This window comes from Streptomyces sp. ME02-8801-2C (assembly GCF_033793965.1).
Lineage (GTDB): Bacteria > Actinomycetota > Actinomycetes > Streptomycetales > Streptomycetaceae > Streptomyces.
Map to the genome: position 1 here is coordinate 220,585 of NZ_JARAXP010000006.1, position 17,538 is coordinate 238,122.

At 69.9% G+C, this 17,538-nt stretch carries 14 protein-coding genes; 13 read left to right on the forward strand and 1 reads right to left on the reverse strand.

Annotation, left to right across the window (positions count from 1 at the left end; all coding sequences use genetic code 11):
- Positions 1-38 precede the first annotated feature (38 nt).
- From PV396_RS21180 to PV396_RS21210, 7 genes are all read left to right on the forward strand, one after another.
- Positions 39-1,214 (forward strand): uroporphyrinogen-III synthase, encoded by a 1,176-nt coding sequence (locus tag PV396_RS21180; protein WP_319206736.1) that lies wholly within the window; start codon positions 39-41, stop codon positions 1,212-1,214.
- A gap of 899 nt (positions 1,215-2,113) precedes the next feature.
- Entirely contained in the window at positions 2,114-2,731 is a 618-nt protein-coding gene (locus PV396_RS21185; protein ID WP_319206739.1) for a CGNR zinc finger domain-containing protein, read from the forward strand.
- Between the two features lie 358 nt (positions 2,732-3,089).
- Positions 3,090-3,611, forward strand: a complete 522-nt coding sequence (locus PV396_RS21190; RefSeq protein ID WP_044471680.1) for a sigma-70 family RNA polymerase sigma factor — start codon at positions 3,090-3,092, stop codon at positions 3,609-3,611.
- Between the two features lie 47 nt (positions 3,612-3,658).
- On the forward strand, positions 3,659-4,441 hold the full coding sequence (locus tag PV396_RS21195) for an anti-sigma factor family protein (protein WP_319206742.1): 783 nt from the start codon (positions 3,659-3,661) through the stop codon (positions 4,439-4,441).
- A gap of 182 nt (positions 4,442-4,623) precedes the next feature.
- Positions 4,624-6,969 (forward strand): HelD family protein, encoded by a 2,346-nt coding sequence (locus tag PV396_RS21200; RefSeq protein ID WP_319206744.1) that lies wholly within the window; start codon positions 4,624-4,626, stop codon positions 6,967-6,969.
- A gap of 303 nt (positions 6,970-7,272) precedes the next feature.
- Positions 7,273-8,688, forward strand: coding sequence for an NAD-dependent malic enzyme (locus PV396_RS21205; RefSeq protein ID WP_319206746.1), 1,416 nt, complete (start codon positions 7,273-7,275; stop codon positions 8,686-8,688).
- 359 nt (positions 8,689-9,047) lie between these two features.
- On the forward strand, positions 9,048-9,329 hold the full coding sequence (locus PV396_RS21210) for an HU family DNA-binding protein (protein ID WP_053741618.1): 282 nt from the start codon (positions 9,048-9,050) through the stop codon (positions 9,327-9,329).
- Between the two features lie 445 nt (positions 9,330-9,774).
- Here the strand turns inward: PV396_RS21210 and murA are convergent, their stop codons facing one another.
- Positions 9,775-11,121 (reverse strand): UDP-N-acetylglucosamine 1-carboxyvinyltransferase, encoded by a 1,347-nt coding sequence (gene murA, locus PV396_RS21215; RefSeq protein ID WP_319206749.1) that lies wholly within the window; start codon positions 11,119-11,121, stop codon positions 9,775-9,777.
- 313 nt (positions 11,122-11,434) lie between these two features.
- Between murA and PV396_RS21220 the strand changes: the two genes are divergently transcribed.
- From PV396_RS21220 to PV396_RS21245, 6 genes are all read left to right on the forward strand, one after another.
- Positions 11,435-12,013 carry a YqgE/AlgH family protein gene (locus tag PV396_RS21220; RefSeq protein WP_319206750.1) on the forward strand — a complete coding sequence of 193 codons (579 nt, stop codon included), beginning with the start codon at positions 11,435-11,437 and terminating at the stop codon, positions 12,011-12,013.
- Between the two features lie 29 nt (positions 12,014-12,042).
- The gene (locus tag PV396_RS21225) at positions 12,043-12,339 is read left to right on the forward strand and encodes a DUF3039 domain-containing protein (RefSeq protein WP_053741615.1); all 297 of its coding nucleotides are present in this window, start codon (positions 12,043-12,045) and stop codon (positions 12,337-12,339) included.
- A 264-nt stretch (positions 12,340-12,603) separates the two neighbouring features.
- Positions 12,604-13,920 carry an extracellular solute-binding protein gene (locus PV396_RS21230; RefSeq protein WP_319206753.1) on the forward strand — a complete coding sequence of 439 codons (1,317 nt, stop codon included), beginning with the start codon at positions 12,604-12,606 and terminating at the stop codon, positions 13,918-13,920.
- Positions 13,921-13,958: 38 nt separating this feature from the next.
- Positions 13,959-14,876, forward strand: a complete 918-nt coding sequence (locus PV396_RS21235; RefSeq protein WP_319207379.1) for a sugar ABC transporter permease — start codon at positions 13,959-13,961, stop codon at positions 14,874-14,876.
- On the forward strand, positions 14,873-15,733 hold the full coding sequence (locus PV396_RS21240; protein ID WP_319206755.1) for a carbohydrate ABC transporter permease: 861 nt from the start codon (positions 14,873-14,875) through the stop codon (positions 15,731-15,733). Before PV396_RS21235 ends, PV396_RS21240 begins: the two co-directional genes overlap by 4 nt.
- Positions 15,734-15,739: 6 nt before the next feature.
- The gene (locus PV396_RS21245) at positions 15,740-17,392 is read left to right on the forward strand and encodes a beta-N-acetylhexosaminidase (protein ID WP_319206757.1); all 1,653 of its coding nucleotides are present in this window, start codon (positions 15,740-15,742) and stop codon (positions 17,390-17,392) included.
- Positions 17,393-17,538 lie beyond the last annotated feature (146 nt).

Genomic DNA, 17,538 nt, shown 5'->3' on the forward strand with positions numbered 1-17,538 from the left:
TGTGCAAGAAGATGTGACCCGACTGCGGGACGAGAGCCATGTACGACGAACAGCAGCGACCGGAACGACCGGAGCACGGCCCACCGGACCACGGCCCCCTCGCGGGGTTCACCGTGGGCGTCACGGCCGCGCGTCGGGCCGACGAACTCGGGACCCTCCTCCAGCGGCGGGGCGCCGCCGTCATACACGCCCCCGCCCTGCGGATCGTGCAGCTCGCCGACGACAGCGAGCTTCTCGCGGCCACCAAGCAGCTGATCTCACAGGCGCCGGACATCGTCGTCGCCACCACCGCCATCGGCTTCCGGGGCTGGATCGAGGCCGCCGACGGCTGGGGGCTCGGCTCCGACCTGCTCGCCTGCCTCGGCGGCGTGGAACTGCTGGCCCGCGGGCCCAAGGTCAAGGGCTCCGTCCGGGCCGCCGGGCTCACGGAGGACTGGTCACCGTCCTCCGAGTCCATGGCCGAGGTGCTCGACCGGCTTCTGGAGGAGGGCGTCGACGGGCGCCGTATCGCCATCCAGCTGCACGGGGAGCCGCTGCCCGGCTTCGTCGAGTCGCTGCGGGCCGCGGGCGCCGAGGTCGTCGGTGTGCCCGTCTACCGGTGGATGCCGCCGGAGGACATCGGTCCCGTCGACCGGCTCCTCGACGCCACCGTCTCGCGCGGTCTGGACGCGCTCACCTTCACCAGCGCCCCCGCCGCCGCGTCTCTCCTCTCCCGCGCCGAGGAACGCGGCCAGCTGCCCGAGCTGCTCGCCGCCCTCAACCACGACGTCCTGCCCGCGTGCGTCGGCCCGGTCACCGCGCTGCCGCTGCAGGCCCACGGCGTCGACACGGTGTCCCCGGAACGCTTCCGGCTCGGCCCCCTCGTACAGCTCCTCTGCCAGGAACTCCCGGCCCGCGCGCGGGCGTTGCCCATCGCCGGGCACCGGGTCGAGATCCGCGGGCACGCCGTCCTGGTCGACGGCGTCCTGCGTCCCGTACCGCCGGCCGGGATGTCCCTGCTCCGGGCGCTGTCCCGGCAGCCGGGCTGGGTCGTCGCCCGCGCCGAACTGCTGCGCGCCCTGCCCGGAGCCGGCCGCGACGAACACGCCGTGGAAACGGCGATGGCTCGCCTGCGCACAGCGCTGGGCGCCCCCAAGCTGATCCAGACGGTCGTCAAACGCGGCTACCGCCTGGCCCTGGACCCAGCAGCAGACGCAAAGTACGCCGACACGTAGGCCTCCGGCGGGGGCGGGGGCGGGGGGTAGGTGAGGTGGCTCGGGGCCGGGTTGTCGCTGACGGCGTGGGTTGAGTCGGGCGGCCTGAAGATCGGGCGGTGGCTTCCGCCTAGCTCTTGGACCCGGCGGCGGACGCAAAGTACGCCGACACGTAGGCCTCCGGCGGGGGCGGGGGGTGGGTGAGGTTGCTCGGGGCTGGGTTGTCGCTGCCGGCGTGGGTTGTCCGGGTGGCGTTTGTGAGTGCTTGAGCCGGGCGGGCTGATGATCGGACGTGGCTTTCGCCTGGCCCTGGACCGAGCGGCGGACGCGAAGTACGCCGACGCGTTGGCCTCCGGCGGGGTCCGGGGGGTGGGTGAGCCAGGCGGGGCTGAGTCGTCGCGTCCGGGTGGCGTTTGTGGGTGCTTGAGCCGGGCGGGGTGATTGTCCGACGTGCCTTCGGTCGGCGGACCCGGGGGCCTACGCGATCCGCCGGCTCACTCGTAGGCCCTCCCGGGCAGGACCGGGGGGCGGGCGCCTCTTGGTCCTGGTCCGTGTTGTCCGGGTGCCGTCCTTGGTGTGGCCGAGGTGGCCGTGCCGTCGTCGTCCGTGGCTGCTTCGCCGCGTGGGCGCGGCCCGGTCCAGTGGTCCCGGCGTGATCGGGCCGCGTCCTGAGCGGCTCTCGGCACGGAGGGACCTGGCACGGAGGGACTTGGCACCGGGCGTCAGGCAGCGCCGCCCTGTACGCGCGCGCGTGCGTGCGGCCGGGACCCCGTTCACTCCTCCTCCGTACCCCGTGAACAACCGGCGCGGAGCGTGTTCGCCGCTGCGCGAGGGGTTCCGGCTGTGGCGGTGGGCGGGCACTGTAGAGGGAACGGTTCCCTCGGCCTCGTGCGGGGCGACTTCTAGGCGGTGACAGGCGCATGGCATCGGAGACGACCGTGGCCACAGCCTCGTACTCGTACGAACTGCGTTTCGACGCCGGGCGGATCTGCCTGGACCTGCTGGCGACCGCCCATCCCGACGAACGGCTCGGCGCCGTCGAGCCGCTTCGGGCCTGGATCGCCGCGTCAGGGCTCGTCCCCGGGGGGACGGCACTGCGTCATGTCGACGGCTCCTGGGTTCCGCGCTTTCGTGAACTGCGGGCTCTGACCGGCCGGTTGACCGGACAGCTGGTGCAGAAACCGCCGGCCGCCGACCCCCGTTCCCTGGACCAGGCCCTGACCCGCCTCAACGAGCTCGCCCGCGCCGCGCCCCCGGCGACCCGCGCCGTCCGCGCCCCGGACGGCACGCTCGTACGGGAGTTGCACGGGCCGCCCGAGTGCGCGGCGCTGCTCGGCGCGGTCGCCCGGGACGCCGTGGAACTGCTCACCGACCCCGACGCGCGCGCGTGCCTGCGCCAGTGCGAGGGCGACAGTTGCCCGATCGTCTATCTCGACACCTCCCGGGGCAGGCGGCGCAGATGGTGTTCGAGCGAGATCTGCGGCAACCGGGAGCGGGTCGCGAGGCACCGGCGGCGGGCCGCACTGGCACGCGCGTAGTGGGCGACGACCGGTCGCAGATCGCGCATAGCGGGCCTGTGCGACGGAATCGGGCGTATCAAGTGCCGTGGGTTCCAGTGACGTTGGTTACACGTGTGTTTCCCGTCTAATGGTTTCGGGCATCGCGCCGAACTTGCCAATGTGGCGAAAACGTAAAGCACTTGCGGCAGGAATGTGCTCTCTTGTCCCTCGCGTCGCGTCCAGCTAAAGAAAGTTGTGGTCGCGCCGTTGAACATCCCGCACACCGCTTCCGTACCTCGGGGGGAGCGACCGGCCGGGGGAACCCGGGACAGCGGAGGTGGGCGTGCGCAAGTATTCCGTCGTGGCCAATGAACAAGCACCGAGGGCCCGACATCGCATGTCCCAGCCCTCGGAACCCGACGAGGACCTGATGCGTGCGCTGTACCGAGAGCACGCGGGGCCCCTTCTGGCATACGTCCTCAGGCTGGTCGCGGGAGACCGGCAACGCGCCGAGGACGTCGTGCAGGAGACGCTTATCCGTGCCTGGAAGAACGCCGGTCAGCTCAATCGAGCAACCGGTTCGGTACGCCCCTGGCTGGTGACGGTCGCCCGGCGCATCGTCATCGACGGTCACCGCAGCCGGCAGGCCCGGCCGCAGGAGGTGGACCCGTCGCCGCTGGAGGTCATCCCCGCGGAGGACGAGATCGACAAGGCGTTGTGGCTGATGACGTTGTCGGACGCGCTCGACGACCTGACCCCCGCCCACCGGGAGGTCCTGGTCGAGACCTACTTCAAGGGGCGTACCGTGAACGAAGCCGCCGAGACGCTGGGCATACCCAGCGGCACGGTGCGCTCACGGGTCTTCTATGCCCTGCGTTCGATGAAGCTCGCACTGGAGGAGCGGGGGGTGACGGCATGAGCATTTACGGGGGTTTCGGAGCGGGTAGTCCTGGTTCCATGCGAGGAATGCAGGGTTCCCAGGGTCCGAACGAACACGAAACCGTAGGCGCCTACGCCCTCGGCATCCTCGACGACGCGGAGGCCACGGCCTTCGAGGCACACCTCGCCGGCTGCGAATGGTGCGCCCAGCAGCTCGACGAGCTGGCCGGGATGGAACCGATGCTGGCCGCCCTCGCGGACCTGCCCGGTGCCCAGGGAACTCCCGCCATCGGCGAGTCGCTGTCCGCCCGCCCGAGCCCACAGCTCGCGACGCGGCTGGTCGACGAGGTCGCCGAAAAGCGCGCGAGCAGGCGTCGGCGCAGCTTCTACATGGTGGCCGCCGCGGCAGCCCTCATCATCGGCGGCCCGACCGCGGTGTTCGCGACGACGGGCGGCGACACCACCAGCGAGGCCAAGCCCTCGCCGGCGGTGACGGTCAAGTCCGCGGGCAACGCCAAGGACGACTTCGCCACCATGACCGACCGGGTCTCCGCCACCGACCCCACCACCAAGGTCACCGCGACCGTGGCGATGGCGCCGAAGGCGTGGGGTGTCAGCGCGGTCCTGGAGCTGGGCGGCGTCAAGGGCCCGCTCAAGTGCTCCCTGATCGTCGTCGGCAAGGACGGCTCGCGCGAGACCATGTCCAACTGGTCCGTCCCGACGGCCGGCTACGGCATCAAGGACGCCGCGACCGAAGCGGCCCGCAACCCGCTCTACATCCACGGCGGGACGGCCTTCAACGCCGACCAGATCGACCACTACGAGGTGGTCGACTCCACCGGCAAGCGGCTCGTCGAGGTCGACGCCTGACGCCTGCACCATCGCTCCACGACAGCTCTGCGACCGCTCCAGAATCGTTCCTCCGCCGCTCCGTGACCGCCCCGGGACGCCTTGTACGAAGACTCGTACGGTGTCCCGGGGCGGACTCGTAGCATCACGGCCTCCTTTTCGCGTACGGTTGACGGCTGCCCAGCACGTCAGAAGGGGGCCCGGTGGCCGCTCAGGCTCAGCAGGAAACGGCGCTCGTTCCGGTCGAGGACTCCTCAGTTCAGGACTCCGTCCGCGACCGCGAGATCAGCGTCGAACAGGAACACCTGGACCGGGTGTACCGGCGTCTCGAGGAGAAGATCGACGAGGCCGAGTTCCTCATGCAGGACGCGGCCAAGCGCGGTCAGGTCGGCACCCCCGGCGCACTCGCCGAACGGGACGCCCAGGTGTTCCGGGCCGGCATCCACCTCAACAGGCTGAACAACGAGTTCGAGGACTTCCTCTTCGGCCGTATCGACCTGCTGCGGGGCAAGGACGGCAAGAAGGGCCCCGACGGCGCCTACACGGCCGTGGAGGCCGCGGAGGGCGCCGTACGCCCCGACGGCACCGCCGACATCGCGGAGACCCTCCACATCGGCCGTATCGGCGTCCTCGACGCGGACTACGCGCCCCTCGTCATCGACTGGCGCGCCCCGGCCGCCGCGCCCTTCTACCGCTCGACCCCGGTCGACCCCGGCCGGGTCGTCCGGCGGCGTGTCATCCGTTCCAAGGGCCGGCGGGTCCTCGGCGTCGAGGACGACCTGATGCGCCCCGAGCTGACGGCGTCCCTCGACGGGCGCGAGCTCGCCGTGATCGGCGACGGCGCCCTGATGGCGGCCCTCGGCCAGGCCCGCAGCCACACCATGCGGGACATCGTCTCGTCCATCCAGGCCGAACAGGACCTGGTCATCCGCGCCCCCGCCGCCTCCGTGACGTACGTCGAGGGCGGCCCCGGCACCGGCAAGACGGCCGTCGCTCTGCACCGCGCCGCCTACCTCCTCTACCAGGACCGGCGCCGGTACGCGGGCGGCATCCTGATCGTCTCCCCGACCCCGCTGCTGGTCGCGTACACCGAGGGCGTCCTGCCGTCCCTGGGCGAGGAGGGCCAGGTCGCCATCCGCGCGATCGGCTCCCTCGTCGACGGCGCCGAGGCCACCCTGTACGACTCCCCGGCCGTGGCCCGTGCCAAGGGCTCGTACCGCATGCTCAAGGTGCTGCGGAAGGCCGCGCGAGGCGCCCTGGAGCAGTACGACTCGCCGACGGTGACCAGCCGGCTGAGGGTCGTCGCCTTCGGCCGCCGCATCGAACTCGAGGCCCCCGAACTGGCCCGCATCCGCGAGTCGGCGCTCAGCGGCACGGCACCCGTGAACCTGCTGCGCCCGCGCGCCCGCCGGCTCCTCCTGGACGCCCTGTGGGCCCGCTCGGGCGCCCAGGGCCGCCACACGGACCCGGAACTCGCCGCCGAACTGCGCTCCTCCTTCGACGAGGACGTCACCACCGAGGACGACTTCATCGCGTTCCTCGACGCCTGGTGGCCGGAACTGACCCCCGCGTCGGTCCTCGCCGCCATGTCCGACGAGCGTCGCCTCGGCCGCTGGGCCCGCCGGATCCTCAACCCCGGCGAGGTCCGCCGGGTCGCCCGCGCCCTCAAGCGCGACGGACTCTCGGTCCACGACGTGGCCATGCTGGACGAGCTCAACGCGATCCTCGGCACCCCGGCCCGCCCCCGCAAGCGGCGCGACCTGGACCCCCTGGACCAGCTCAGCGGCCTCGAGGAGCTGATGCCCGTACGGGAGGAGACGCAGCGCGAACGCGCCGAGCGGCTCGCCCAGGAGCGCACCGAGTACGCCCACGTCATCGTCGACGAGGCCCAGGACCTCACCCCGATGCAGTGGCGCATGGTCGGCCGCCGCGGCCGGCACGCCACCTGGACGGTCGTCGGCGACCCGGCCCAGTCCTCCTGGTCCGACCCCGACGAGGCCGCCGAGGCCCGTGACGAGGCCCTGGGCACCCGTCCGCGCCGCCGCTTCACCCTCACCGTCAACTACCGCAACCCGGCCGAGATCGCCGAACTGGCCGCCAAGGTCCTGGCCCTGGCGATGCCGGGCTCGGACTCCCCGAGGGCGGTCCGCTCGACGGGCGTGGAGCCGCGTTTTGTGGGAACAAACATCGGACACAGTGTGCCCGTACGCGGCTCGCTGGCCCAGTCGGTGCGCGAGGAGGCCGCCCGCCTCCTCGACCTCGTGGACGGCACGGTCGGCGTCGTCGTGGCGATGAACCGCCGTGAGGAGGCGGCCCGCTGGCTGGCGGGCCTGGGCGACCGCGTGGTGGCCCTGGGCAGCCTGGAGGCCAAGGGCCTGGAGTACGACGCCACCGTGGTCGTCTCCCCGGCGGAGATCGCCGACGAGAGCCCCGCCGGCCTGCGGGTCCTGTACGTCGCCCTGACCCGTGCCACCCAGCAGCTCACGGTCGTCTCGACGGACCGCGACGAGCCCGACGCGCGAGGGGTGCCCGACCTTCTGAGGGACTGAGGAAAAGACAGTGGACGATGGGAATTGCCTTACGGGGATCGTTTGTTACCGTTGACGTGGCACCGGCTCGATCCAAGCCCCCGGGCCCAACCTTCGTCGCTACGAGCGACCACTTGCCGCGAGGCGAGCATGGCGGGTCGGTGCCACTGAACGTCGAGAGGTCCACGCCACCAGGTGGCGTGGACCTCTCTCTGTTGTGAACAAAAGGTTCGCAATCGAGCCCCCGCTACCAGCTACTCAACGGTAGGTGCGACGATCGGACGGCAAACCAAGCATCAGGGTGAAATCAGAAGGAAGTCGGCCATGGCAACGGCGCCCAGCGTCTCCTACTCGATCACGGTCCGGTTGGAGGTGCCCGCGAGCGGAACCGCGGTCTCCCAGATCACCACCGCCGTGGAGTCCTCCGGAGGCTCGGTGACCGGCCTCGACGTCACCGCTTCCGGCCACGAACTGCTCCGGATCGACGTCACCATCGCGGCGACCTCGACCGCGCACGCCGACGAGATCGTGCAGAAGCTCCGCGGCATCGAGGGCGTCAGCCTCGGCAAGGTCTCGGACCGTACGTTCCTCATGCACCTCGGCGGCAAGATCGAGATGGCGTCCAAGCACCCCATCCGCAACCGTGACGACCTCTCCATGATCTACACCCCGGGCGTGGCCCGCGTGTGCATGGCGATCGCCGAGAACCCCGAGGACGCCCGTCGCCTCACCATCAAGCGCAACACCGTCGCGGTCGTCACGGACGGCTCGGCCGTGCTGGGCCTCGGCAACATCGGCCCGATGGCCGCGATGCCGGTCATGGAGGGCAAGGCGGCCCTCTTCAAGCGCTTCGCCGACATCGACGCCTGGCCGCTGTGCCTGGACACCCAGGACACCGACGAGATCGTCGCGATCGTCAAGGCGATCGCCCCGGGCTTCGCCGGCATCAACCTCGAGGACATCTCGGCCCCGCGCTGCTTCGAGATCGAGGCCCGTCTGCGCGAGGCCCTCGACATCCCCGTCTTCCACGACGACCAGCACGGCACCGCGATCGTCGTCCTCGCCGCCCTCACCAACGCCCTGCGCGTCACGGGCAAGTCGATCGGTGACATCCGGGTCGTCATGTCGGGCGCGGGCGCGGCCGGCACGGCCATCCTCAAGCTGCTCATCGCGGCCGGCGTCAAGACCGCCGTCGTCGCCGACATCCAGGGCGTCGTCCACGCGGACCGCGCGGACCTGGTGAACGCGGCCCCGGACTCCCCGCTGCGCTGGATCGCCGACAACACCAACCTCGAGGGCCTCACCGGCACCCTCAAGGAGGCCGTGCGCGGCGCTGACGTCTTCATCGGCGTCTCCGCCCCGAACGTCCTCGACGGCGACGACGTGGCCGCGATGGCGGACGGCGCCATCGTCTTCGCGCTCGCGAATCCCGACCCCGAGGTCGACCCGACGATCGCCCGCCAGACGGCCGCGGTCGTGGCCACCGGCCGCTCGGACTTCCCGAACCAGATCAACAACGTGCTGGTCTTCCCGGGTGTCTTCCGAGGCCTGCTGGACGCGCAGTCCCGCACGGTCAACACCGAGATGATGCTCGCGGCGGCCACCGCACTCGCGAACGTCGTCACCGAGGACGAGCTCAACCCGAACTACATCGTGCCGAGCGTCTTCAACGACAAGGTCGCGGGCGCGGTGGCGGGTGCGGTGCGGGAAGCGGCGAAGGCGGCGGGCGCCGCCGAATAGGCGTCCACACCGGCCGGCACGCCCCGCGTGTGACGGTTGCCACGGGCCCCCGTACCGGCGCGTCGGGGGCGCCGTGCCCCCGGGCGCCTCTAGGGTGGCGGCCAGGTTCAGCCTGTCGGCCCCGGCCGCTGACGCTTTCCGAGTGACTTCCAAGGGTGTTCGTCTGACTCCCCAGGGGTGCCGGATTGGCTTTCCCGCCGCAGGTGGGGGCAGGATGCGTCTTCGGGCGTGAGGGTCCGACGGCGGACCCGGGTCCGGGGACCCACCGAGGACCCTGGCAGCATCGGCTTCGCTGTGCCCCCCATGCGGCTCCGCCGTGGGGCACGCCTCAACAGCAAGAAGAACACGGGAGTAACAACATGAACCGCAGTGAGCTGGTGGCCGCCCTGGCCGACCGCGCCGAGGTCACCCGCAAGGACGCCGACGCCGTTCTGGCCGCGTTCGCCGAGACCGTCGGTGAGATCGTCGCCAAGGGCGACGAGAAGGTCACCATCCCCGGCTTCCTGACCTTCGAGCGCACCCACCGTGCCGCTCGCACCGCGCGGAACCCGCAGACCGGCGACCCGATCGACATCCCCGCCGGTTTCAGCGTCAAGGTCTCCGCGGGCTCCAAGCTCAAGGAAGCGGCCAAGGGTAAGTAACGGCGCCTGTTCGTCGACATGGCTTGGCGCCGTGGGCGACTGCGGGCCCGCCGTGGCTGGTCGCGCAGTTCCCCGCGCCCCTGAGGGGGCTGCAGTTGACGCCGATGGGGCGGTCACCCGGGTTCGGGTGGCCGCCCCATCGGCGTTCGTGCGACTGCCGTGGTTATCCGAGCGCCTTGCCCGGCAGCTCGACCTTCGCGCCCAGTTCTACGAGCTTCTCCATGCTGTGCCTTCCGGGGGATAGCCCCCGGACCCCCAGCCGCGACCCGGAATCGGCCTGCGTGGCAGTGGCGAGGTGGAGTGGCTAGCCGAGCGCCTTGCCCGGCAGCTCGACCTTCGCGCCCAGTTCTACGAGCTTCTCCATGCTGTGCCATCCGGGGGATAACCCCCGGACCCCCAGCCGCGACCCGGAATCGGCCTGCGTGGCAGTGGCGAGGTGGAGTGGCTAGCCGAGCGCCTTGCCCGGGAGTTCCACCTTCGCGCCCAGCTCTATGAGCTTCTCCATGAAGTTCTCGTAGCCCCGGTTGATCAGGTCGATGCCGTGGACCCTGGACGTGCCCTGGGCGGCCAGGGCCGCGATGAGGTACGAGAAGCCGCCCCGGAGGTCCGGGATGACCAGGTCGGCGCCCTGGAGGCGCGTGGGGCCCGACACGACCGCCGAGTGGAGGAAGTTGCGCTGCCCGAAGCGGCAGTGGGAGCCGCCGAGGCACTCGCGGTAGAGCTGGATGTGCGCGCCCATCTGGTTGAGCGCGGAGGTGAAGCCGAGGCGCGACTCGTACACCGTCTCGTGGACGATGGACAGGCCGGTGGCCTGGGTCAGGGCGACCACCAGGGGCTGCTGCCAGTCCGTCTGGAAGCCCGGGTGCACGTCCGTCTCCAGCGCGATCGACTTCAGCTGGCCGCCGGGGTGCCAGAAGCGGATGCCCTCGTCGTCGATCTCGAAGGCACCGCCCACCTTCCGGTAGGTGTTCAGGAACGTCATCATCGACCGCTGCTGGGCGCCGCGGACATAGATGTTGCCCTCGGTCGCCAGCGCCGCCGACGCCCACGACGCGGCCTCCAGACGGTCCGGGAGGGCCGCGTGGGTGTAGCCGCCGAGCGAGTCGACACCGGTGACGCGGATGGTCCGGTCGGTGTCCATGGCGATGATCGCGCCCATCTTCTGCAGTACGCAGATGAGGTCCTCGATCTCGGGCTCCACGGCCGCGTTGGACAGCTCCGTGACGCCCTCCGCCAGCACCGCCGTCAACAGGACCTGCTCGGTCGCGCCCACGGACGGGTAGGGCAGCTTGATCTTCGTACCGCGCAGCCGCTGCGGAGCCTCCAGGTACTGCCCGTCCGCGCGCTTCTCGATCGTCGCGCCGAACTGCCGCAGCACCTCGAAGTGGAAGTCGATGGGCCGGCCGCCGATGTCGCAGCCGCCGAGGCCCGGGATGAACGCGTGCCCGAGGCGGTGCAGCAGCGGGCCGCAGAGGAGGATCGGGATACGGCTCGAACCCGCGTGCGCGTCGATGTCGGCGACGTTGGCGCTCTCCACGTGCGACGGGTCCATGATCAGCTCGCCGGGCTCCTCGCCCGGACGGACCGTCACCCCGTGCAGCTGGAGCAGCCCGCGCACGACACGGACGTCACGAATGTCGGGGACATTGCGCAGTCGACTTGGCGCACTGCCCAGCAGGGCCGCGACCATGGCCTTCGGTACGAGGTTCTTCGCACCGCGGACACGGATCTCGCCCTCCAGCGGGGTGCCGCCGTGGACAATCAGTACGTCGTCTGTGCCGTTGACCGTCATGTATCTCGCGTTCCGATGAGTGGGCGGGTGTTGGCGGGCCCGTCGTGCAGGACGCGGTCGAACAGGCCGCGGTCGTCAAGGCACGCGCAGGAGCCGAAGAGCAAGGGTAATCGCCGAACACCCCCCTTCTGTAAGCCCAGGCACGGCCCAGCCGTGTCATAGCTTTGCCACAACACGAACCGTTCGCCGCCGGGCACATGGGGTCACCGGCGCGGGCGCGCGCCCGTCCCGCTTCGCTGCGCTCTGACCTGCCTTCACCCCGGTACTCCGATTGACTCCCCGCACAGGGGGAAGATGCGGGATCATGTCTGGCATGACCGAGGTGTCCTCGCTCACAGGGCGGCTGCTCGTGGCCACGCCCGCCCTGGCGGACCCCAACTTCGACCGCGCGGTAGTGCTTCTTCTCGACCACGACGAGAAGGGCTCCCTCGGTGTCGTCCTCAACCGGCCGACCCCGGTGGACGTCGGGGACATCCTGGAGGGTTGGGCCGAACTCGCCGGCGACCCGGGGGTCGTCTTCCAGGGCGGCCCGGTCGCCCTCGACTCGGCGCTCGGCGTCGCGGTCATCCCCGGCGGCGGTACGGGGTCCGGTGAGCGCGCACCACTCGGCTGGCGGCGCGTGCACGGCGCGATCGGCGTCGTCGACCTGGAGGCGCCGCCCGAGCTGCTGGCCAAGGCGCTCGGGTCGCTGCGCATCTTCGCCGGGTACGCGGGGTGGGGCCCGGGGCAGCTGGAGGACGAGCTGACGGACGGCGCCTGGTACGTCGTCGAGTCGGAGCCGGGAGATGTCTCCTCGCCGTCCCCGGAACGCCTGTGGCGCGAGGTTCTCCGGCGCCAGCGCAGCGAACTGGCGATGGTCGCGACGTACGCGGACGACCCTTCGCTGAACTGACCGCTGTGACCTTCAGTACCCTTGCCGTTATGAGCACTCTTGAGCCTGAGACCCAGCCCCAGCGCGGGACTGGTACGGGGACCCTCGTCGAACCGGCGCCGCAGACCTCGCACGGCGACGGCGACCACGAGCGCTTCGCCCACTACGTCCAGAAGGACAAGATCATGGCGAGCGCCCTCGACGGGACTCCCGTCGTCGCGCTCTGCGGCAAGGTCTGGGTGCCGGGCCGCGACCCGAAGAAGTACCCCGTCTGTCCCATGTGCAAGGAGATCTACGAGTCCATGGGCTCCGGCGGTGACGAGGGCAAGGGCGACGGCAAGAAGTAGGCCGCGCCGGCCGGTACTCCCGTATCCGTAGCGGCCCTCAAAGGTCTACCGAGTCCCCCAGAGGTCCCCAGGTGCGTTTTGCGCGCCCTGGGGACCTTTGTGCTGTCTGTCGTTGCGCGGGATGCGGCGGCCGGTCACAGAGTGGTGGAGAGGTGGTCAAGACCTCTTGTGGCCGTGTCCCCGCAGTCCATAGCCTCCGTGATGTTGTGCAGAGCGAAACATCCATTGCGTATGTTGCAACGCTTTCACCGGAGGAAACGCCAGATGAAGCTCTCTGTCCCATCTGCCCGACTGGTCGCCTCCGTGGCCGCCCTGACCCTTGCCGGGCTCACTGCCACCGCTTGTGCCCCCGAAACTTCGGACAACTCCTCCTCCGGCAAGGACGAGCAGACCGGCACTCTGCGCGTATGGCTGTTCCAGGAGGTCGGCAACGCCCCGAAGGAGAAGGTCGTCACCTCGGTCGTCGACGCCTTCGAGAAGGCCCACAAGGGCGCCGACGTCAAGGTCGAGTACATCCCCGTCGAGACCCGCGCCCAGCGCATCAAGGCCGCCTTCAACGACCCGAAGAGCGCCCCCGACGTCATCGAGTACGGCAACACGGACACCGCCGGGTACGTCCACGACGGCGGACTCCTCGACATCACCAAGGAGTTCGCGGCCTGGAACGAGGCGAAGGACACCGACCCCACGGCCCGCCAGTCCGTCACCGTCGACGGCAAGGTCTACGGCGCCCCCTTCTTCGTGGGCGTCCGCGCCCTGTACTACCGCACCGACATCTTCAAGGAACTCGGCCTCGAGGTGCCGAAGACCATGGCCGAGTTGACGTCGACCGCGCACGCGATCCGCGCGGCCGAGCCCGACCTCTACGGCATCGCGGTCGGCGGCGCCTTCACCTACGGCGCGATGCCGTTCATCTGGGCCAACGGCGGCGAACTCGCCACCGGCCGAGGCGGTTCGTACGCCTCCGCCATCGACAGCGCCGCCGCCCAGAAGGGCATCAAGGCCTACACCTCCCTCTTCGGCGACGACAACTGTCCCGCCGCCAAGTGCGCGGGCATGGGCGGCAACGACACCATCACCGCCTTCGCCGCGGGCAAGGCCGGCATGGCGATCGGCGGCGACTTCAACCACGCGGCCGTCGAGGCCGGCAAGGTCAAGGGTGACTACGCCGTCGTACCGCTGCCCGGCGTCGAGGCCGGCTCGGTGGCACCCGCGTTCGCGGGCGGGAACAACCTCGGTGTGCTGAACAGCACTTCGCACCGGACGCTCGCCGTCCAGTTGATGGAACAGCTCGCCTCCAAGCGGACGCAGACCGAACTCTTCGATTCCATGGGCTTCTTGCCGACGTTCGCGGACACGCGTGCGGTCGTTGCCAAGAAGCAGGCGTATGTCGCGCCCTTCGTGAAAACGCTCGAGGCGGGGACGAAGTTCGTGCCGGCTTCGCCGGCGTGGTCCCAGATCGACTCCTCGCTGGTGCTGCCGACGATGTTCCAGTCGATCGTCAGTGGCAAGAAGGGGGTTGCGGCGGCCTCGGCGGAGGCGGCGCAGAAGATGGACGATGCGTTTGGCTCCGCCGGGTGAGGGGGGCTACTGGGGTGGGGGGTGCGGAGCGTCGGCGGGTGCGGGTGCGTTGTGGCTTGTCGCGCAGTTCCCCGCGCCCCTTTGGTCGGGCCACTGCCCCCTGGATTTATCTTGCCCCTGCTCTCCTTGTTCTTGGGGGGTTGCTGCTTTACCCCATCTATCAGCTTGGGTTGATTTCGGTTTTTCATTACACCCAGGCTCAGGTCAGTGGTGGGGCGCCCGTTACCTTTGAAGGGCTCGGCAACTATCGGGAGATCTTTTCCGACTCGGAGTTCTGGCGGGTGTTGCTGGCGACCGTCGTCTTCGCGGCTGCCTGTGTAGGTTCCACGCTCTCCGTCGGGTGTGCTCTTGCCGTGCTGCTGACCCGGGTGCGGGCCCTTCCCCGGCTGGCGTTGATGCTGGCGGCGCTCGGGGCGTGGGCGACCCCCGCGGTCACCGGGTCCACGGTCTGGCTGTTCCTCTTCGACCCCGACTTCGGGCCGGTCAACCGGGTGCTTGGCCTCGGCGACCACTCATGGACGTACGGCCGGTTCAGCGCCTTCTTCCTCGTTCTGCTCGAAGTGGTTTGGTGCTCCTTCCCGTTCGTGATGGTCACGGTGTACGCGGGGATCCGTGCCGTCCCCGCCGAGGTGCTCGAGGCGGCGGCCCTGGACGGCGCCTCCCAGCTGCGGATCTGGCGCTCGGTGCTGGCGCCGATGCTCCGCCCGATCCTGGTGGTCGTCACCATCCAGTCGGTCATCTGGGACTTCAAGGTCTTCACCCAGATCTATGTGATGACGAACGGGGGCGGCATCGCCGGCCAGAACCTCACCCTCAACGTCTACGCCTACCAGCAGGCCTTCGCCTCCTCCCAGTACAGCCTCGGCTCGGCGATCGGAATCGTGATGCTGCTGATCCTGCTCGCCGTGACCCTCGGGTACCTGCGGCTGCTGCGCAGACAGGGGGAGGAGCTGTGACGTACGGCAACGTTGTCCGAGGGCGACGCTTCGTGCGGCGGCCCTGGCGGCTGGCCGCCGAGGTGTCGGCGCTGCTGATCGCGGCCGTCGTCGCCTTTCCCCTCTACTGGATGGTGCTCAGCGCCTTCAAACCGGCCGGTGAGATCGAGTCGACCGAGCCGCGCCCCTGGACGACGGCCCCTTCCCTTGACTCCTTCCGGCGGGTCTTCGGGCAGCAGGAATTCGGCCGGTACTTTCTCAACAGCCTTGTGGTCGCCTCCTCCGTGGTCGTCGTCTCGGCGCTGATCGCCTTTCTCGCGGCGACCGCCGTGACACGATTCCGGTTCCGATTCCGGACCACCCTGCTGATCATGTTCCTGGTGGCCCAGATGGTGCCCGTGGAGGCGCTCACGATCCCGCTGTTCTTCCTGATGCGGGACTTCGGGCAGCTGAACACCCTGGGTTCCCTGATCCTGCCGCACATCGCCTTCTCGCTGCCCTTCGCGATCTGGATGCTGCGGGGATTCGTGAAGGCCGTTCCCGAGGCGTTGGAGGAGGCCGCGTACATCGACGGGGCGAGCCGGTCGCGATTCCTGTGGCAGATCCTTTTCCCGCTGGTCTTCCCCGGGCTGGTGGCCACCAGCGTGTTCTCCTTCATCTCGGCCTGGAACGACTTCCTGTTCGCCAAGTCGTTCATCATCAGCGACACCTCCCAGTCGACGCTGCCGATGGCCCTGCTGGTCTTCTACAAGCCCGACGACCCGGACTGGGGAGGCGTGATGGCCGCCTCCACGGTGATGACGATTCCGGTGCTGGTGTTCTTCGTACTCGTGCAGCGCCGACTGGTGTCGGGGCTCGGTGGAGCGGTTAAGGACTGAACCGACATGACTGAACTGATTCCGGCGCCCGTGACCCTGCGGGACGTCGCCTCCGCCGGCGGCTTCGTGTTCGACGAGAACACGGTCGTCGACGCGGGGCCCGGCACCGAGACGACGGAACGCTGGCTGCGCGGTGTGCTCGGGGCGGCGACCGGGCTCGCGCTGCCGCCCGGCTCGGGCAACGACGGAGAGACCGTCCGGCTGCGGGTGCTGCCCGAGGACGCCGGTCATCTCGGCCCCGAGGGCTACAAGCTGTACGTCAACGGGGACGACATCACCATCCACGGCGGCGGGCCGGCCGGCGTGTTCTGGGGTGCGCAGACGCTCCGTCAGCTGCTCGGGCCCGATGCCTTCCGCCGTGCCCCTGTGACCCCCGGCCGGCAATGGCTCGTCCCCGGTACGTTCGTCGAGGACACCCCTCGCTTCGGCTGGCGCGGCCTCATGCTCGACGTCTCCCGGCACTTCATGCCCAAGGACGGTGTCCTGCGCTACCTGGATCTGATGGCGGCGCACAAACTCAACGTCTTCCACTTCCACCTGACGGACGACCAGGGCTGGCGCGTCGAGATCAAGCGGTACCCGAGGCTGACGGAGGTCGGCTCCTGGCGGGCCCGGACGAAATTCGGCCACCGAGCCTCACCGCTGTGGGAGGAGAAGCCGCACGGGGGCTTCTACACCCAGGACGACATCCGCGAGATCGTCGCCTACGCCGCCGAACGGCATATCCGGGTGGTCCCCGAAATCGACGTACCGGGGCACTCGCAGGCCGCCATCGCCGCGTATCCGGAACTCGGCAACACGGATGTCATCGACACGACCTCCCTCTCCGTCTGGGACAACTGGGGCGTCAGTCACAACGTACTCGCCCCCACTGACAACACCCTGCGCTTCTACGAGGGCGTCTTCGAGGAACTCCTCGACCTGTTTCCGGGTGAGTTCATTCATGTCGGCGGTGACGAGTGCGCGAAGGAGCAGTGGCGGGAGTCGCCCACCGCGCAGGCCCGTATCGAGGAACTCGGGGTCGGGGACGAGGACGGGCTGCAGTCCTGGTTCATCGCGCACTTCGACAAGTGGCTCTCCGCGCGCGGGCGTCGGCTCATCGGCTGGGACGAGATCCTGGAGGGCGGCCTCGCACCCGGCGCCGCGGTCTCCTCCTGGCGCGGTTACGCGGGCGGCATCACCGCCGCGCGCGCGGGACACGACGTCGTCATGTGCCCCGAGCAGTACGTGTACCTGGACCACCGTCAGCACGGCGGCACCGATGAACCCTTCCCCATCGGGTACGTCCGCACCCTTGAGGATGTCTTCCGTTTCGAGCCGGTTCCCTCGGAGTTGGGCCCCGAGGAGGCGCGGCACGTCCTCGGCACCCAGGCCAATCTGTGGACCGAGGTGATGGAGGACATCGGGCGCGTGGACTACCAGGCGTTCCCGCGGCTGGCGGCCTTCGCCGAGGTCGCCTGGAGCGAGCTGCCCGCGCCCGCCGAGCGGGACTTCGTCGACTTCGAGCGCCGGATGGCCGCCCATTACGGGCGACTTGATGCCCTCGGGGTCGGTTATCGGCCGCCCGCGGGGCCGCGTCCGTGGCAGCGGCGGCCGGCCCCGGAAGGCATGAAGGGCAGTCTCGGGCGTCCGATCGAGGGGGCGCCCCCGAACGCGTGAGGCCGCACGCGTCCCCACGAACAAAAGTCCCCCAACAGTCTCCGATCGGTTCGAATCAGAGCTGATCGGAGATGTCGTACGAAAACGGACCATGCCGCTGGCGAGAGGGGCGAATGCCTCCTGGCGGACCCCCGCGTTCGGGTCTC

Excerpts from the sequence above, each read along its gene's own strand:
- PV396_RS21185 (WP_319206739.1), top strand. The coding sequence starts at position 2,114 with ATGGCATCGGAGACGACCGTGGCCACAGCCTCGTACTCGTACGAACTG.
- PV396_RS21245 (WP_319206757.1), top strand. The coding sequence starts at position 15,740 with ATGACTGAACTGATTCCGGCGCCCGTGACCCTGCGGGACGTCGCCTCC.
- PV396_RS21190 (WP_044471680.1), top strand. The coding sequence starts at position 3,090 with ATGTCCCAGCCCTCGGAACCCGACGAGGACCTGATGCGTGCGCTGTAC.
- PV396_RS21210 (WP_053741618.1), top strand. The coding sequence starts at position 9,048 with ATGAACCGCAGTGAGCTGGTGGCCGCCCTGGCCGACCGCGCCGAGGTC.
- PV396_RS21230 (WP_319206753.1), top strand. The coding sequence starts at position 12,604 with ATGAAGCTCTCTGTCCCATCTGCCCGACTGGTCGCCTCCGTGGCCGCC.
- PV396_RS21180 (WP_319206736.1), top strand. The coding sequence starts at position 39 with ATGTACGACGAACAGCAGCGACCGGAACGACCGGAGCACGGCCCACCG.
- PV396_RS21195 (WP_319206742.1), top strand. The coding sequence starts at position 3,659 with ATGCAGGGTTCCCAGGGTCCGAACGAACACGAAACCGTAGGCGCCTAC.
- PV396_RS21220 (WP_319206750.1), top strand. The coding sequence starts at position 11,435 with ATGACCGAGGTGTCCTCGCTCACAGGGCGGCTGCTCGTGGCCACGCCC.
- PV396_RS21205 (WP_319206746.1), top strand. The coding sequence starts at position 7,273 with ATGGCAACGGCGCCCAGCGTCTCCTACTCGATCACGGTCCGGTTGGAG.
- PV396_RS21225 (WP_053741615.1), top strand. The coding sequence starts at position 12,043 with ATGAGCACTCTTGAGCCTGAGACCCAGCCCCAGCGCGGGACTGGTACG.
- murA (WP_319206749.1), bottom strand. The coding sequence starts at position 11,121 with ATGACGGTCAACGGCACAGACGACGTACTGATTGTCCACGGCGGCACC.